This window comes from Brevibacillus sp. MS2.2, from assembly GCF_013284345.1.
Taxonomy (GTDB): domain Bacteria; phylum Bacillota; class Bacilli; order Brevibacillales; family Brevibacillaceae; genus Brevibacillus; species Brevibacillus brevis_C.
Map to the genome: position 1 here is coordinate 26,737 of NZ_JABSUZ010000044.1, position 16,095 is coordinate 42,831.

15 protein-coding genes are annotated in these 16,095 nt (G+C 48.4%); 8 read left to right on the plus strand and 7 right to left on the minus strand.

The window, feature by feature from the left end; translation table 11 throughout:
• The first annotated feature begins 45 nt into the window (after window positions 1-45).
• From rpsD to HP568_RS26225, 5 genes are all read left to right on the plus strand, one after another.
• Window positions 46-645 carry a 30S ribosomal protein S4 gene (gene rpsD / locus HP568_RS26205; protein ID WP_048033993.1) on the plus strand — a complete coding sequence of 200 codons (600 nt, stop codon included), beginning with the start codon at window positions 46-48 and terminating at the stop codon, window positions 643-645.
• Between the two features lie 180 nt (window positions 646-825).
• The gene (locus HP568_RS26210) at window positions 826-3,966 is read left to right on the plus strand and encodes a penicillin-binding protein 1A (RefSeq protein ID WP_048033994.1); all 3,141 of its coding nucleotides are present in this window, start codon (window positions 826-828) and stop codon (window positions 3,964-3,966) included.
• A gap of 71 nt (window positions 3,967-4,037) precedes the next feature.
• Window positions 4,038-4,670 carry a hypothetical protein gene (locus HP568_RS26215; protein ID WP_047071930.1) on the plus strand — a complete coding sequence of 211 codons (633 nt, stop codon included), beginning with the start codon at window positions 4,038-4,040 and terminating at the stop codon, window positions 4,668-4,670.
• A 34-nt stretch (window positions 4,671-4,704) separates the two neighbouring features.
• Window positions 4,705-5,349, plus strand: a complete 645-nt coding sequence (locus HP568_RS26220) for a CBS and ACT domain-containing protein (protein ID WP_048033995.1) — start codon at window positions 4,705-4,707, stop codon at window positions 5,347-5,349.
• On the plus strand, window positions 5,346-6,494 hold the full coding sequence (locus HP568_RS26225) for an acetoin utilization protein AcuC (protein ID WP_048033996.1): 1,149 nt from the start codon (window positions 5,346-5,348) through the stop codon (window positions 6,492-6,494). Before HP568_RS26220 ends, HP568_RS26225 begins: the two co-directional genes overlap by 4 nt.
• 69 nt (window positions 6,495-6,563) lie before the next feature.
• Here the strand turns inward: HP568_RS26225 and HP568_RS26230 are convergent, their stop codons facing one another.
• The 4 genes from HP568_RS26230 to HP568_RS26245 form a co-directional block, all read right to left on the minus strand.
• Window positions 6,564-7,496: a 5'-methylthioadenosine/adenosylhomocysteine nucleosidase gene (locus HP568_RS26230; protein ID WP_173630658.1), complete on the minus strand. Its 933-nt coding sequence runs from the start codon at window positions 7,494-7,496 to the stop codon at window positions 6,564-6,566.
• A gap of 44 nt (window positions 7,497-7,540) precedes the next feature.
• The gene (gene ccpA / locus HP568_RS26235) at window positions 7,541-8,551 is read right to left on the minus strand and encodes a catabolite control protein A (protein ID WP_173630659.1); all 1,011 of its coding nucleotides are present in this window, start codon (window positions 8,549-8,551) and stop codon (window positions 7,541-7,543) included.
• A gap of 116 nt (window positions 8,552-8,667) precedes the next feature.
• Window positions 8,668-8,976 carry a metal-sensitive transcriptional regulator gene (locus tag HP568_RS26240; protein WP_007720961.1) on the minus strand — a complete coding sequence of 103 codons (309 nt, stop codon included), beginning with the start codon at window positions 8,974-8,976 and terminating at the stop codon, window positions 8,668-8,670.
• A 126-nt stretch (window positions 8,977-9,102) separates the two neighbouring features.
• On the minus strand, window positions 9,103-10,200 hold the full coding sequence (locus HP568_RS26245) for a bifunctional 3-deoxy-7-phosphoheptulonate synthase/chorismate mutase (protein ID WP_048033998.1): 1,098 nt from the start codon (window positions 10,198-10,200) through the stop codon (window positions 9,103-9,105).
• A 314-nt stretch (window positions 10,201-10,514) separates the two neighbouring features.
• Between HP568_RS26245 and HP568_RS26250 the strand changes: the two genes are divergently transcribed.
• Window positions 10,515-12,671: a cell division protein FtsA gene (locus tag HP568_RS26250; protein WP_173630660.1), complete on the plus strand. Its 2,157-nt coding sequence runs from the start codon at window positions 10,515-10,517 to the stop codon at window positions 12,669-12,671.
• Between the two features lie 72 nt (window positions 12,672-12,743).
• Here the strand turns inward: HP568_RS26250 and ytxJ are convergent, their stop codons facing one another.
• The 3 genes from ytxJ to HP568_RS26265 all read right to left on the minus strand — a co-directional run bounded on the left by ytxJ (window position 12,744) and on the right by HP568_RS26265 (window position 14,298).
• The gene (ytxJ, locus tag HP568_RS26255; protein ID WP_048034000.1) at window positions 12,744-13,070 is read right to left on the minus strand and encodes a bacillithiol system redox-active protein YtxJ; all 327 of its coding nucleotides are present in this window, start codon (window positions 13,068-13,070) and stop codon (window positions 12,744-12,746) included.
• Between the two features lie 123 nt (window positions 13,071-13,193).
• Entirely contained in the window at window positions 13,194-13,592 is a 399-nt protein-coding gene (locus tag HP568_RS26260; RefSeq protein ID WP_082195972.1) for a hypothetical protein, read from the minus strand.
• Window positions 13,593-14,064: 472 nt separating this feature from the next.
• On the minus strand, window positions 14,065-14,298 hold the full coding sequence (locus tag HP568_RS26265) for a hypothetical protein (protein ID WP_047071914.1): 234 nt from the start codon (window positions 14,296-14,298) through the stop codon (window positions 14,065-14,067).
• 226 nt (window positions 14,299-14,524) lie between these two features.
• Between HP568_RS26265 and HP568_RS26270 the strand changes: the two genes are divergently transcribed.
• Window positions 14,525-14,617: a YjcZ family sporulation protein gene (locus tag HP568_RS26270; RefSeq protein ID WP_017250455.1), complete on the plus strand. Its 93-nt coding sequence runs from the start codon at window positions 14,525-14,527 to the stop codon at window positions 14,615-14,617.
• Between the two features lie 173 nt (window positions 14,618-14,790).
• On the plus strand, window positions 14,791-15,903 hold the full coding sequence (locus HP568_RS26275; protein WP_173630661.1) for an aminopeptidase: 1,113 nt from the start codon (window positions 14,791-14,793) through the stop codon (window positions 15,901-15,903).
• Window positions 15,904-16,095 lie beyond the last annotated feature (192 nt).

Genomic DNA, 16,095 nt, shown 5'->3' on the forward strand with positions numbered 1-16,095 from the left:
CCGGAAGTAAACACCTGCGAATCCATATTAAAGGAGAATGAAAACATGTCACGTTACACAGGACCTCGTCACAAACTGGCTCGTCGTCTGGGTATCTCCCTCGATGGTACAGGAAAAGACATCAAACGCAACTTCCCTCCAGGTCAACACGGTCACAACAACCGTCGTAAACTGAGCGAGTACGGAATCCAGTTGCAAGAAAAGCAAAAACTGCGCCACATGTTTGGCCTTAACGAAAAACAATTCCGCCGCACTTTCGACAATGCTAGCAAAATGGCTGGCGTAGTGGGCGAAAACTTCATGAAATTGCTGGAATCCCGCCTGGACAACCTGGTATACCGCATGGGCTTTGCTCCAACTCGCCCAGCTGCTCGTCAGTTGGTAAACCATGGTCACTTCCTGGTAAACGGCAAAAAAGTAAACATCCCATCCTACCGCGTACAACCGGGTGATGTAATCTCCATTCGTGAAAAGTCCCGTGGTCTGCAACTGATCAAGGACTCTCTGGAAGGTCGCACTTTCCTGCCGAACTACGTTACATTCAACGATGCTGCTGCTGAAGGTACCTTCACTCGTCTGCCAGACCGTGAAGAAATGCCAGCTGAAATCAACGAAGTTCTGATCGTTGAGTTCTACAGCCGTTAATCGTCTGAGGATAAAAAGAAAAAGAGCAGTGCCGCTTGTCGGCCTGCTCTTTTTTTATTGCTTTCATACACCCGACAACTTTCAACGGTATTTGACACATTTTGCTAATTCCTACGCATTTTCTATCCTCTAGGTTCCTCGTATGGTATAATCAGGGGGTATGCTAGGGGGTCGTAGATTATGTCGAATAACCACACATCTTCCTCTGAACCGACGAAGAAAAAGCGACGCAGAAGCCGTGGTAGAACGTTCTGGATCATCTTCCAAATCGTCTTCGTACTCGGGCTAATGGGAGCTGCAGTCGCAGGAGGAATCGTGACAGGTTATGTTGCCGCACTCGTGAAGGACGAGCCTGTGCGCAGCAAGGAGGAACTGGAGAATAAAATCTTCACTAACTATCTGACTGGATTCGCCTACTACAACGACGGCTCTCTGATCGGCCAATTGCGGGCCGAAGAAGGCGATCGACGTTTGGTGAAGAAAGCAGACGTTTCTCCCTATTTAATTAATGCCATCATCGCAACTGAAGACAAAACCTACTACCACCACTCCGGAGTTTCGCTTCAATCTACCATGCGCGGAGCGATTCAGGAAATTACCAACCAGCCCGTCGTAACAGGTGGTAGTACGATTACACAGCAGCTTGTAAAAAATACAATCCTTTCTGCTGAAGTTAGCCACACCCGTAAGGCACGTGAAATTTTTACCGCGATTCGAATCGAGCGCATGTTTTCCAAAGATCAGATTCTGGAAGCCTACATGAACGAAATTTACTTTGGAAAAAACGCCAACGGTTCAAACGTATACGGCGTTCAGGCTGCCGCGAAAGGGATTTTTGGCAAAGATGTAAAAGAGCTCGGGCTCGCTGAGGGCTCCTATCTTGCGGGCATGATTCAAAATCCAGGTGCCTACTCTCCATTCCGTGCAGAAAGCTATCAGCGCGGGAAGGAACGCCAAAAAATGGTGCTGGATCGGATGCTGGAAAATGGCTACATCACACAAACTCAATACGATGGAGCTCTCGCCAGTGATTTAAAGGCACAGCTAGCAAAACCGACGCAGCAAGCTTATCGAGAAGTGCCTTTCTTGATGATGGAAATTGAAGATCGTGCCGCACGTCAACTTGTGGATGCAGACCTCTTGGAAAAAGGACGAGACAAATCAACCATCGGCCGCAACGAATACCGACAGCTGGTTGAAGAGAAACGTCGCGACATACTGCGAAAAGGGTACAAGATACATACCACGATCGACAAGAGCGTATATGACATCATGCAGGCTGTTGCAGCCGACCCGAAAAACTTCGGTAAGAATCGTACCTATACGATTCGTCGCTCAAACGGCAAAACAGAGAAAATCGAAAATGCTCTGGAAGAAGTCGGCGCAATGCTGATTCACAACAAAACAGGAGCTATCCTCGGCATGATCGGGGGACGTGACTTCAAGGTGGAACAGACGAACCACGCCACCGTACCACGCCAGCCTGGTTCGGCCATGAAGCCACTTGCAGCTTATGCTCCTGCTTTTGAACTGGGATTGCTCCAGCCAGCATCCCCAATCGATGACGCTCCGGTGCTACTCGCTGACGGCCAGAACGGTTCCCATTTACCTAAGAACTGGAACAACAAATGGCAAGGGATGATGAGTGCCCGTGAAGCACTGCGTATGTCCTGGAACATTCCGGCGATCAAGACGTATTTGAAAGTTGGCATTCCAACGGCTCTCGAATACGTGAAGAAAATGGGAATCACAACATTGGTGGATGCTGACAACTATGCAGCCACTGGCGTAATTGGCGGTCTCACCTACGGAACAACTGTTGAGGAAATTACAAACGCCTATGGGACATTCGCAAATCACGGTTCTTTCGTGGATGCCTATCTGATTGACCGAATTGAAGATAACACCGGAAAAGTAATTTACCGTCATGAGACTAAACCAGTGCAAGTGTACAGCGAGCAAACAGCATACTTGATCACTGATATGATGCGTTCCGTTGTCAATAACGGTACGGGTACACACATCCGCAAATACGTGCCGCGCAAAGTCGATGTGGCAGGTAAAACCGGAACAACGAACAACAGCAACGACCTCTATTTCGTCGGTTACACGCCAGAGCTGTCCATGGGGGTATGGGTTGGCTTTGACGAGCCATATCCAATGCCAGACGCCGACAAATATGTTCCGATGGTCGTATGGGGTAAAGTCATGAAGGATGTCATTGCGAAGCATCCGAACCTTTCACCTCCTGATTCCACCTTTAAAAAGCCGGCAGGAATTGTCAGCGCGACTGTTGACTCGAAATCAGGTCTTTTGCCAAGTGAGCTTTCAAAGGAAGCTGGCCATTTGATCACTGATATTTTCAACAGCAAGTTCGTTCCGACGAAGGTAGACGACTCCCACCAAAAAGCACGTGTCATTACGTATAATGGCGAACGTTATTTGGCGAAGGAAGGAACACCTGAGGATTTTGTTACCGAAGGCGTCTTCTACCGCTCACCTGATCCGCTGCCTACCAAGGAGCAAATTCAAGCGAAAAACAGTAGGGTCGCCACCCAACCACCAGATTGGGAGCAACGCCTGCCTGACAAGGAAGACCCTCGTACAGAGGCAGGTGGAGCGCCATCTTCTCCAAGCGGTGTAACGGCTACAGGCTCTGGCAAGCAAATTACGCTTACGTGGCAATCAGCCAAAGAAGCTGACTTGGTCGGTTATCGCATCTACCGCGCTGATGTGCAGAACGGCTTTGTCAAAGTAGCGACTGTGAAAGATCCGTCGGAATTGACTTTTGCCGATACGACTGCACACCATGGAGATTTAGGCTATTATGTCACTTCGGTGGATATCGCTGGTAATGAATCGCAGCCTTCCGCAATCGCTTCTGTCGGATCTACACAGACATGGCAGTTGCCTGATCCAAATCAAGGTACCGAAACAGGCATCCCGAATCCGATGGACAATAACGGGAATGGTCAAACAGATCCAGATGGAACTGTGACGAACCCAGCAGATGGATCAGGAGGCACGAATACAAACACAGATTCCGCTTCACCACCTGCTGCTCCGAAATCCTTGTCTATCAAAAACACGCCTAACGGTTGGCAGCTAAAGTGGAAAGGAAGCAGCTCGTCTGAGCAGATGTACAACGTATATTTTAGCCCAGACTCAGCAAGCGGCTATTTGTTACTCGGTACTGTCTCTAGCACAAGCTTTACACACGCAGCAGAAGTACCGAATGGCAGTAACTACTACATTACCGCAGTCAACAGTTACGGAGAATCGCCACATTCTAACATCGTAACTGCCAACACCACAGAATAAACTGGAATGACAACTGACAGAGATGGTTAGACGCCATCTCTGTTTTTCTACAAACGTAAGGGGGGGAACTGATGGAGCACGTCAAACGCTATCATTCATTGAGCTTAATGGTGAACAACAAGGAGCTGCTCGTCGAAGGACCGATTACAGGAAGTTATCTGGCCTCATTACGCTTTGATGAAGGACTGAAAGCTTTTCGTATCCCTGAACAGCAGCATGAAGCTCTCATCGAAATCGCGGATTTGCCTGAAGGGCGCATTATTATTGCACGCGAAGGAGACCTCGTCCTCGGCTACGTAACCTTTCTGCACCCCGATCCACTGGAGCGATGGTCACAAGCCCAACTGCCCGATTTGCTGGAGCTGGGCGCGATTGAAATCAGTCATAAAGTGAGAGCGGGTGGCGTAGGCAAAAAGCTGCTGGAAGTCGCCTTCTTGGACGACGCCATGGAAGACTACGTCATTATTACAACGGAGTATTATTGGCATTGGGACCTGAAAGGAACAGGACTCGATGTATGGCAATACAGAAAGGTCATGGAAAAGGTCATGGGTAGCGCAGGCCTGAGCTGGATGGCGACAGACGATCCGGAAATATGCTCACATCCCGCCAACTGTCTCATGGCAAAAATCGGCAAGCGTGTACCGCCAGAAACAGTCGTTGCCTTTGATGCTATGCGGTTTCAAAATCGTTTTCTTTACTAGTTTGGATGCCTTTTGATTCCAGGAGGTCACTCTTATGCGTATTGAAGAGATTATGCGAAAAAAAATTGTCACGATCCAGCCATCCACTACAATCGGAGAAGCGCTTCTTCTCCTCCGTGCAAACAGAATCAGGCATTTGCCCGTCATTAAAAACGACTCACTCGTAGGTATTGTCTCGGACCGTGACCTGCGAGACGCCCTCCCCTCTCGCCTGCTGACACATGACGATGACGACACCGTCCTGCACAAGCCTGTAGCCGATATCATGAATCAACAAGTCATCACTGCCCACCCACTGGATTTCATCGAAGACGCAGCCCTCCAACTATACGAGCACAAAATCGGCTCACTACCCATCGTCGAAGGGAATCGGCTCGTAGGATTAATCACAGAATCGGATCTTTTCTCTAGCCTGATCGAACTTTTCGGCGTTAACAAGCCCAGCTCCCATATCGAAGTCGAAGTAGATGACCGCGTTGGCATGCTGGCAGAAGTCAGTCAAGTCTTTCGCGATGCACAAGTAAATGTCACGAGCGTCGTGGTTTTTCCTGGGAAACAGCACGCAAAAAAGAACCTTGTTTTTCGGGTACAGACAATTGATCCTCGTATCGTGACGCAATTGCTCCTTGAAAAGGGCTTTTCCGTAATCGGACCTACGGAAGGAGGGATACCCCAGTGAGCCGAAATGCTCGTCTGATCTACTCTCCAGACTACACGCAATATTATTTTCATGATGATCATCCGTTCAACCAGCGTCGTCTGCTCCTTACACATGATCTGATGAGCAGTTACGGAATACTCAAAGACTCAGACATCCTGACTCCCCGACCGGCGACAGATGAAGAACTCGCCCTGGTGCATGACCCGCGTTATATCCAATTTGTTCGCGATCAGGGCCATAGTGAACACGAGCTTCCGCAGGCAGCCAGTTATGGCTTGGGGACAGAGGATGTTCCCTGTTTTTCGAACATGCATGAAGCGTCCTCGCTGATCGTCGGAGGTACGTTAAACGCAGTGGACGCGGTTATGAGTGGACAGGCAGAACACGCCTTCAATCCCGCTGGTGGACTGCATCATGCCTTTCGTGGACGCGCCTCTGGCTTTTGTATCTACAACGATTGCTCCGTCGCGATCGCTTATTTGCGAAAAAACTGGAATGCGCGCGTGCTGTATATCGACACAGATGCCCATCATGGAGATGGGGTACAGTGGGCGTTTTACGATGACCCTCATGTACTGACTGTATCCATTCACGAAACGGGTAAGTATCTCTTCCCAGGAACAGGGAATTTGTCTGAACGTGGAGATGGAAGCGGTTACGGTTATTCTGTCAACGTTCCGCTCGATGCCTTCACAGAAGACGCTTCTTTTCTGGAAGTATATGAAGAGTTGGTATCAAAGCTAGCGGCTGGCTTCAAACCGGATGTCATCCTGACCCAAAATGGTTGTGACGCTCATGCATACGATCCCCTCACCCATTTGTCTTGCTCAATGAAGATTTATCAGGCGATTCCTCGTCTTGCTCACCGTCTCGCTCATGAATATTGTGACGGTCGCTGGATTGCTGTAGGCGGCGGGGGCTACGATATTTGGCGGGTGGTGCCGCGGGCATGGACCCTGGTCTGGAGTGAGATGAGCGATCAGCCTCTTACGGACGGTGATCTTCCCGAAGCCTGGCTCAAGCGCTGGCAACCTGAGACGGATTTGCCCTTGCCATCTCGGCTTTTTGACGAACCATTCCCAACAATTCCACGACGAGCAGAGATCACGGAAAAAAATCGGCTTACGTTAGAACGTGCAATGCTGAACGCACCTATTGGATGAAAAGTAAAAAAAAGCGTGTTGCCCTCGTACCTTTGGGTACTGGTCAGCACGCTTTTTCTATTCCAAACCCTATTTCACTAGCTCTTCCAACTCAGACGGTGCGAAGCCTTTTACCGCTTTATCGCCCACGACTGTTACAGGCACACCCATGAAGCCAAAGCGCTCCACTTCCTCTTGATAGGCACGACTCGTCATGACATCGCGCACTTCAAAGGAAACGCCTTTTGCTGTCAGCCAATTTTTAACCATGTCGCAATCCACACAGTTTTTCGTCGAGTAGACGATCACTCCCGCAGCTGTCGATGCTGCTGAAGCTGTCAACATGTTACGGACAATCGCATAGGAGCGTTGGGAAGCCAGCTTGGTAAATTCCACGAAGTTTACATGCGCGGAGCCGTCTGCTTTATCCGACATCGAGCGAACCACGACAAATGGCACGCCATTCATCGCACACACTTGTCCTACAGATGCCCCTTCCATTTCCGTACAATGTGCTGCAAATTGCTCATACAGCCATTGTACCTTTTCCCGACTGGCAACGAACTGGTCGCCGGACAAGATACGCCCGCTCACTACTTGAACGCCCGCTTCCAGCTCCTGGCCCGCATCGATCGCTTGCTGCATCAGCTCAGCATCCGCTTGCCAGGTCCATCGCTCTGTAAACGGAATCTGTCCTGGCTCAAAGCCAAGTGGTGTCACATCAATGTCATGTTGGATGCAATCCGTCGAAACCACAATGTCACCAATATTTAATTCAGGATGAACAGCTCCTGCAACACCTGTGAAAATGACACGTTCTACTTGGAAGGAATCGATGAGGATTTGTGTCGTCACGGCAGCATTCACCTTTCCGACACCTGATTTGCACAGCACGACATCTTTGCCTTCCATTTTACCTGTGTAATAGGTAATGCCTGCTTTGGTGGCAGTAGTCGTCTCTTGCATCGCTTCCAAGTAAAGCGCGATTTCTTCATCCATCGCGCCAATAATTCCGTAACGCATTTCCCATCCCCCTCTTGCTGTCAATTGCCTACGTCCCTTTATGATCAAACTTGCTCGGGTTTTGTGCTCTCTCGATACTCAATTCGATGCGGCAGCAGCACAACATGCTCTTCGACATTCTCGTTATTCATGTACTTGGTCAACAGGCGCATTGCCACCGCACCAATATCATACATTGGCTGTACGACAGAAGTTAGTCGTGGACGTACCATTTCAACCAGACGAATATTATCGTGACCAATGACTTCGATGTCACCTGGCACGTTCAGGCCAGAATCTTGAATGGCGTGAATCGCACCAATGGCCATCTCATCGTTTGCTGCGAAAATCGCCGTCGGCGGATTTTTAAGGGCAAGGAACGCTTTTGTAGTGGACAAGCCAGATTCATAAAAGTAGTTGCCTGTCGCAATCAGCTCTTCATCCAGCTCGATACCCGCATCTTTCAATGCCTTTTTATAACCTTCATAGCGCATCAACCCTGCCAATGGATCGTTTGCAGGACCCGCGATCATTGCAATCCGCTTGTGCCCGCGTGCAACCAATGCTTCTGTCGCATCGTATGCCGCTTGGAAATGGTCAATGCTAACCGACGGAAGTACGTTGTCCGCATCGCGAGTCGCCGCGAGTACAGTCGGTACAGAGGTGCTTGTTAATGCCTGCAAATGATCTTCTTTGATTTCTGCACCCAGAAACAGAAGCCCGTCCACCTGCTTTTCGAGCAAAGTATTAATGAGCTGCAATTCCTTTTCCATCCGTTGGTCAGAGTTACACAGGATGATATTGTATTTGTACATGGTAGCGATATCTTCAATTCCTCGGGCCAATTCGGAGAAAAACAAACTGGAGATATCCGGGATGATGACACCAACTGTTGTCGTTTTTTTGCTGGCGAGTCCACGAGCAACCGCATTTGGTCGATATCCCAAGCGCTCAATCGCAGCCAATACCTTTTTTCGGGTCAAAGGCTTTACGTTGGGATTCCCGTTGACTACGCGGGAAACTGTCGCCATCGACACCCCCGCTTCTCTTGCTACGTCGTATATAGTAACCGGCATCATGCACCCTCACTTTCCCTATTTTTTGGTTTTCATAAACGTTTTCATAAATATATGCACCTATGATACGACAAGCCGTATGCCGATGCAATCGTTTTTGACGGCTTGTGCACCCGTTACTTCATGAGTTTGTTCATCGTTTTCAAAAGCTCATCAATCACTTCATGATCGCCTTGCTGAATGCGATCCATCACGCAGCTTTTCATATGTCCTTCGAGGAGCATTTTCCCAACCGCATTCAGGGCAGACTGCACAGCCGCAATTTGATTGAGAATGTCGTCGCAGTAGACATCTTTTTCTACCATTCCGCGAATTCCGCGAACTTGTCCCTCTACCCGATTCAGACGGGAGATGAGATTAGACTTGATTTTATCCGGCCTTTCGGTGGACCGATCAGTCGAGCAGCATTGATGGTTGTCTTCCATATGTCCTCTCCTCCTTCATCAATATCAGCACGTAATTCTAGCTTACTTGGTCGCCAATGGTTCGTCAAATGAGAAAGGTCCTTCCGCGCGCAGGAAGGACCCTCAAATCGTATTCGAAAGGTATTCTTATGCTCTCGTTGCCACAATCTCGCCTTTGTACAAACCAGAAGTGAGCAGCTCATCAACGAACTCGTTGAACTGTGGAATGTTCAACTGTTGCTTCGCATCAGACAATGCTACATCTGGATCTGGGTGAACCTCTACCATGATTCCATCAGAACCGACTGCGAAACCTGCTTTCGCGCAAGGCAAGAGCAGATCACGACGACCTGTAGAGTGCGTCACGTCTACAAACACTGGCAAGTGCGTCTCCTGCTTGAGGAGTGGTACTGCAGAAATATCGAGCGTATTGCGTGTCGCTTTTTCATACGTGCGGATTCCACGCTCGCACAGCATGACCTGCGTGTTACCTTCGGACAGGATGTACTCTGCCGCGTAGATGAACTCTTCAATCGTAGCAGAGAGGCCACGCTTCAAGAGGATCGGCTTGTTCACACGACCTGCCGCCTTCAGCAGCTCGAAGTTTTGCATATTGCGAGCACCGATTTGGATGACATCGATGTATTTCGTCGCCATCTCAAGATCTGCTGGCGTTACGATTTCACTGATCGTTACGAGGTTGAACTCATCCCCGATACGCTTGAGGATTTGCAAGCCCTCTTCACCCAGTCCTTGGAAGTCGTATGGCGAAGTACGAGGCTTGTATGCGCCACCGCGCAGTGTGCGCAGTCCGCGTTTTGCGTGGTTTTCTGCTACTGCTCTTACCTGCTCGTAGCTTTCCACAGAGCAAGGGCCTGCGATGAGAATCGGATTTTTTCCACCGAACTCTACGCCTTTTACAGTGATAACCGTATCCTCTGCCTGTTTCTTACGGCTAACGAGGAGTACTTTTTTCTTATCGTCGTCTTGCAGATCTAAGGAAACCTGGAAAATTTGCTTGAACAAATGACGAATAGCATTGTCATTGAAAGGACCTTTATTGTTTTCAACGAGCAGATTGAGCATTTGGCGCTCACGCTCTGGGTCAAAACGGTTGCTGCCCTGTTTTTCTTTTTCTTTGCCGAGCTCTTGAACCAAGGTAGCTCGTTTGTTGACCAATTCAAGAATTTGCAGGTTGATCTCGTCTATCTGCTTGCGCATGGTTTCGATCTGATCGTGTGCCATCTCTCTCCACTCTCCTCTTTTTATATAGGGATTTATCGATAAATTAGGGTAATTATAATCGATTCAAACACCCTTGTCAGCAGTTTAGCGCCAAAAAGCGCGAAAGTAAATTTTTTCTGTTTTTTTATCTTTTCAAATTATTCGTCAAACCGAAGAAGATTCCTTGCTTCGACAGGATTCTTTCCCTTTTAAATCGAATAGTTTTGGATATATGTTCTAGCTAAAAGTGAATGTTCCTTTCCATTTCAGTCCAAAAACACCGATAAGTATTGTAAAGACTTTTTGAACAACCTCTTACAAGGAGTGACCTACTTTTGTCTGACATCATAGCCCCTGAGCTTATTTTTTCATTAGATATTGGAACGCGCAGCGTGGTCGGCCTGATCGTGGAAACGACCGGCGATCAGTACCGCGTATTGGACTGCGCAATTCGAGAGCACGATGAACGCTCCATGCTCGATGGGCAAATTCACGATATTGTCGCCGTAGCTAAGGTGATTCAACAAATAAAAGAGGAGCTGGAAGGAAAATACGGCAAACTTCATCAGGTAGCGGTCGCTGCTGCTGGTCGGTCATTGCGCACCCGCCGCGTTCGTGTGGACATGCCGTTAGCCAGACATGCCTTCATCTCGCGTGATGATGTTGTCGCTTTGGAGTTTTCCGCTGTACAGGAGGCCCAAGCCGCATTAGCCCAAGAACTAAAGGATCAAGACGTCACCCGCTATTATTGCGTCGGTTACAGCGTCGTCAACTACCATCTGGATGGAGAGTTGATCGGAAGTCTGATTGACCAGCGGGGTGACATAGCAAGCGCAGATGTGATCGCAACTTTCCTTCCACGCGTGGTTGTCGACTCGCTGATCGCTGCTCTGAAACGATGCGATCTAGAAATGCAGGCATTGACACTTGAGCCTATTGCGGCGATTAATGTCCTGATTCCTGTGACTATGCGCCGACTGAATATTGCATTGGTGGACATTGGGGCAGGTACTTCTGATGTAGCGCTGACTGAGGAAGGGGCCATTACTGCCTACGGCATGGTGCCTGTTGCAGGAGATGAAATCACGGATGCGATAATGAACGCCTTTCTCATGGATTTTCCGATGGCAGAAGAAGTGAAGCGTGTCTTATCCACCGAGGAGTCCGTCACCTTCACCGACATTCTCGGCATGGAGCATACGATGAGCGCGGCCGAGGTAACAAGTGCGATTGAAGCAGACATCCAGCAGCTCGCAGATAAAATTGCCTTCAAAATATTGGAGCTCAACGGAAAAGCTCCGCAAGCGGTCATGTTGATCGGCGGCGGTAGCCTCACCCCTGGGCTTACTGGAAAAGTCGCTCAGGTCTTGAATATTCCTGCCGCCCGTGTTGCTGTCAGAGGCGGCGATGCGATCAAACAGTACGTCGGAGAAAATCCTGCGCTCAGTGGGCCTGAGTTCGTAACGCCAGTCGGTATTGCTGTTGCTGCGCGCCGTCATCCGTTGCGCTATGTAACCGTTACAGTCAATGACTCTCCTGTACGCATTTTCGATTTGCGAAAAATGACGTTGGGTGATGCGCTCATTGCATCTGGACTGGATATCCGCCGTCTGTATGGTCGCCCCGGAATGGCAATGACCGTTACCGTAAACGGACGTATGAAAATGATTCCGGGTGGTCATGGTACGGCGCCGGTAATTGAGCGCAACAAAGAGAGCGTCAGTCTCGACACGCCAATCAATGACGGGGACCAAATCACCGTAGTAGCAGGTACAAATGGCGAGGATGCGCGTGTGTTTGCCAAAGATTTATTCGCTGAGCTGGACACGCTTGAGGTGATCTGCAATGATCGTCCCTACTCACTCGGTCCAGTCGTACATGTTAACGGAGTGGTTGCTACTCTCGATACTTTAATTACTGATCGTGCCGAGGTGGACATCCGTCTCCCCCGCACAGTATATGAGGTATTAGAGCTCGCCGAACTAAAAGCATCAGTGGAGTCGGGCTTGCATTTTTCTGTGAATGGACAAGATTACACGATTCCGTCCCATATCGAGGTGATTGAGCTGAACGGAAGGCAAGCTGCCTTGACAGATGTCGTCCGGCAAGGCGATGTCCTCGTATACCGGCAAGATGAAGTCCCCGCCCCTTCCATTCAGGATGTCATCCCCTTGGAAGAATGGGTACAGGAGACAATGACCGTCCACTTCAATGGTGAACGAGTCGTATTGCCTGTCGCACAGGTAACGATTACGGTAGACGGAAAGGCGGCGAATGCCTCCGATCCCGTGAGCGAAGGTGCCAACATCACGGTAAAATCCTCACCTGCGTCTTCACCAGTGTTTAGCGACGTCTTCCGTTTTGTCGATGTGTCCTTGGAAAAGCCCGACCGTGAGAGCATCTCCGGATTCGTCATGCTTGTCAACGGAGAACAAGCCAACTTCCAGACAGAATTGAAAAGTGGAGACAAGTTGGAGCTATTCTGGGAATAGTTTCTCCAGCGCTCTTTTTCTCCATGCAAAAAGCCGGATTCACCTCGCTTATAAGGTGTTCCGGCTTTTTGATTACACGTTGAGCGCCTGACCAATCGCGTCCTTTGTAATTTTCCAGTGAGACGTGTGCCATTTTACTTCGCCGTCTTCCAGCAAAAAGATTTGCGGGGATTCGTGCTTGATGGAAAAACGATCCGCTACGGCGTTGGAGACAGGGCGATCCTCCCGTACCAGAATGACCGCAGATTCCACTTGATTGTCCTGCAAATACGCCTGAAACTCTTCATAAGCGGACGTACTGATTGGGCAGATCGTGCTATGCTTAAACAAAAGCCTTTTCCCATTTTTCGCTACGAACTCATCCAGTTCTTCTATGGAGTGAAGTTGTTTTTGTGACATCGTTCATCTCTCCTTATCTTATGTGCCTATCAGTATACATAAGTCCAAGCGGCAAAGTCTACATTTGCGGTGCAGGGGAGCAATGAAAAAAGAGATACCTTTCTTCTAGGCATCTCTTTATCCTTACACCATAATTTTTGTTAGACGCTCGCGTAGCTCCAGCATCCATTTTTCATCGCCAAGGGACTGCGCCAACAAAAACAGATCCAATAGCTCGTTGACTTTTTCACCAAGTAGTTCTCTTACGGTCGAATTCACCTTCTCATTAGCAATCAATACCAATAAGTTGGATAACTCTGACATCTCTTCGAATTCGATTGCCTGGCGCTGCGGATGTTGGCCCAGTTCCTCCATGAGTGACTTCAAATCATTCTTAATCACATCTACCACTTGGGAATGGTCACAGTCTTCGTCCACGCATACGTGTACAGGTACATTCATGATTTTAACCCGTTTTCGGTACACGACGTTGCGCAGCTCGATCTCCATTTCGTTCCCGCAGCGGTTGCATCTCTTTTGCACGGTGTTCACCCCTACCTATCTACTTATGTATGTCTCTCATACTATTCGAGAAGCCTCCTTTCAATCCTGCTAAAGAACAGGTGGTACTTGGTGGATATAGAGTCAGATATAGACTAAGAAGGACGCGGTCTATTTGGTTTGAGTCAACATAGTGGAGGAGAAGAAAAAGCACAGTTCTCTTCGACTCTGACACGCCAGCATGGGAGATTCACTGGCCGTCTCCACTTCAAAAAGGGGACCGTCGAGCCAAAGCCACCCTACGGGCGGATGTATCTCAGGGAAGAAGTGTTCGACAAGCGTGGTCCCCTTTTTTAAGTTCCGACTGGGTAGGCGTTGTCAAGGTCTGCGAGCCCTGTGCTTTTTCTTCTCACGAGTTGTGGGCGTTCATCGGTACCTTCCAAAACTTGAAAGAACGCAAAAAAGACGATGCTTGCAAGAAACATCGTCTTTTCTTTGCCATCAAACTTCAATCTTACGCGTAGATGGCGTTTACTTTTTCACAATGCGGACAAACGGCGACTTTCCCCGCTTTTCCGTCTTCGTCTTCTACACGGTAGCCGGTAATTTGCTCGGAGAAACAAAAGAGACATTCTGTATTGAAGTCCATGTCGTATTGCGCTTTCCACACAATGGATTTAAAGTCTTCTCCAACATTAATCGTAATTTGTACCAGATCATGCTGCATGCTAGATAATGATCTTTGCATCACATAAACATCCTTTCATACTTGCAAAGTCTTTTGGTATCCTCTAGCTTTTCCTGCTTTTCAGAATAATAAACATCGAGAACTGCAAGAGTATGAAAAATGAGAGATTCCCCAAACAATTTTCTCAAAAATGGGCGGATGCCCGGTTCGGTCCTATGCGATCACCCATATGTTGTAGATGTAAGCACAAGAGGCTTAACACACATATGAGGAGGATGTTTATTCGATGAGCGGCATCTTTAATGGAGAATTCGACGGCTTCACTCTGGTTTTGATTCTTTTCATCCTGCTGGTTATTATCGGGTGCAGCTGCGACTAATCTTTCTTCCCCGAAGATATAGCCATATTTAGCAGGTCGTTGCATATACATGAAGTACCGAATCCTTCAAGCGCGTTTCCTCCGCAAGCTACCCTCGTCAGTGGGTAGCTTTTTTCTGTTTGAGTTGTGTACAATGGATAAGAATGATATGGAAAGCGAGGGATCCCCTTCCTATGAAAGATTCACGAATTGAAAAACTGGCTGACGTCCTCGTCAATTATTCGGCGACTGTCAAGCCTGGTGAAAACGTTTTAATTTACTCCATTGGCAACGTTACCGATCTGACAAAAGCCGTCATTGCCAAGGTATACGAAGCTGGGGGAAATCCGTTTGTCCAACTGATCGACCAATCCGTTCAGCGCGAACTCTTGATGGGTGCCAACGAAACACAATTGGGTATCATGCGTGAAGCAGATGTGGCTTTCATGAAGCAAATGGATTGCTACATTGGCATCCGCGGTGGCGATAACATTAGTGAGCTCTCTGATGTGCCTGGAGATAAAATGCAGCTACACTCCAAGCTGCTAGCCCGTCCTGTACTGGACATTCGCGTACCACATACCAAATGGGTCGTGCTTCGCTATCCAAATGCATCCATGGCTCAGTTGGCTAATATGAGCACCGCTGCTTTCGAAGATTTCTATTTCAAAGTGTGCACGCTTGATTACGGCAAAATGGATAAAGCCATGGACAGCTTGGTCGAGCTGATGGAGAAAACCGACAAGGTACGTATCGTAGGGCCAGGCACCGATCTGACCTTCTCCATCAAAGATATTCCGGCAATCAAATGTGCAGGTGAAGCCAACATCCCTGACGGAGAAGTATTCACTGCTCCTGTCCGTGATTCCGTCAACGGTACGATCGCGTACAACACGCCATCTCCTTACCAAGGCTTTACCTACGACAATATCAAGCTGACCTTCAAGGATGGCAAAATCATCGAAGCAACTGCAAACGATACAGAGAAGATTAATGAAATCTTTGATACGGATGAAGGTGCTCGTTTCGTTGGGGAATTCGCGATTGGCGTGAATCCGTACATCCAAAACCCAATGAAAGACATCCTCTTCGACGAAAAAATCGATGGAAGCTTCCACTTTACACCAGGACAGGCATACGATGAAGCGTTTAACGGAAACAAATCCTCCGTGCACTGGGACTTGGTTATGATTCAACGCCCTGAGTGGGGCGGTGGAGAAATTTGGTTTGACGATCGCCTGATCCGTAAAGACGGACGTTTCGTTGTTCCTGAGCTCGAATGCCTCAATCCAGAAAATCTTAAATAAATGAAAAAAACGAAGGGCTCATTGTTCACAAGACATGAGCCCTTCGCTTTATGTGGTTAAACGGAATAAGCTGGTTGTTTCAACAAGGAAGTCATTTTTTGTTCCATAAAGGAAATCGTTGACTCCAGATGATGAATGGTATACTCCCAGCAAAAACGTTGATATTCGTCAAAATTCACTTCCAGCTTTTTA

Bases quoted from the DNA above. Each gene is read 5' to 3' on its own strand.
- HP568_RS26265 (WP_047071914.1), bottom strand. From the start codon at position 14,298: ATGCAAAGATCATTATCTAGCATGCAGCATGATCTGGTACAAATTACG.
- HP568_RS26210 (WP_048033994.1), top strand. From the start codon at position 826: ATGTCGAATAACCACACATCTTCCTCTGAACCGACGAAGAAAAAGCGA.
- ccpA (WP_173630659.1), bottom strand. From the start codon at position 8,551: ATGCCGGTTACTATATACGACGTAGCAAGAGAAGCGGGGGTGTCGATG.
- rpsD (WP_048033993.1), top strand. From the start codon at position 46: ATGTCACGTTACACAGGACCTCGTCACAAACTGGCTCGTCGTCTGGGT.
- HP568_RS26230 (WP_173630658.1), bottom strand. From the start codon at position 7,496: ATGCGTTACGGAATTATTGGCGCGATGGATGAAGAAATCGCGCTTTAC.
- HP568_RS26240 (WP_007720961.1), bottom strand. From the start codon at position 8,976: ATGGAAGACAACCATCAATGCTGCTCGACTGATCGGTCCACCGAAAGG.
- ytxJ (WP_048034000.1), bottom strand. From the start codon at position 13,070: ATGTCACAAAAACAACTTCACTCCATAGAAGAACTGGATGAGTTCGTA.
- HP568_RS26220 (WP_048033995.1), top strand. From the start codon at position 4,705: ATGCGTATTGAAGAGATTATGCGAAAAAAAATTGTCACGATCCAGCCA.
- HP568_RS26275 (WP_173630661.1), top strand. From the start codon at position 14,791: ATGAAAGATTCACGAATTGAAAAACTGGCTGACGTCCTCGTCAATTAT.
- HP568_RS26245 (WP_048033998.1), bottom strand. From the start codon at position 10,200: ATGGCACACGATCAGATCGAAACCATGCGCAAGCAGATAGACGAGATC.
- HP568_RS26215 (WP_047071930.1), top strand. From the start codon at position 4,038: ATGGAGCACGTCAAACGCTATCATTCATTGAGCTTAATGGTGAACAAC.
- HP568_RS26270 (WP_017250455.1), top strand. From the start codon at position 14,525: ATGAGCGGCATCTTTAATGGAGAATTCGACGGCTTCACTCTGGTTTTG.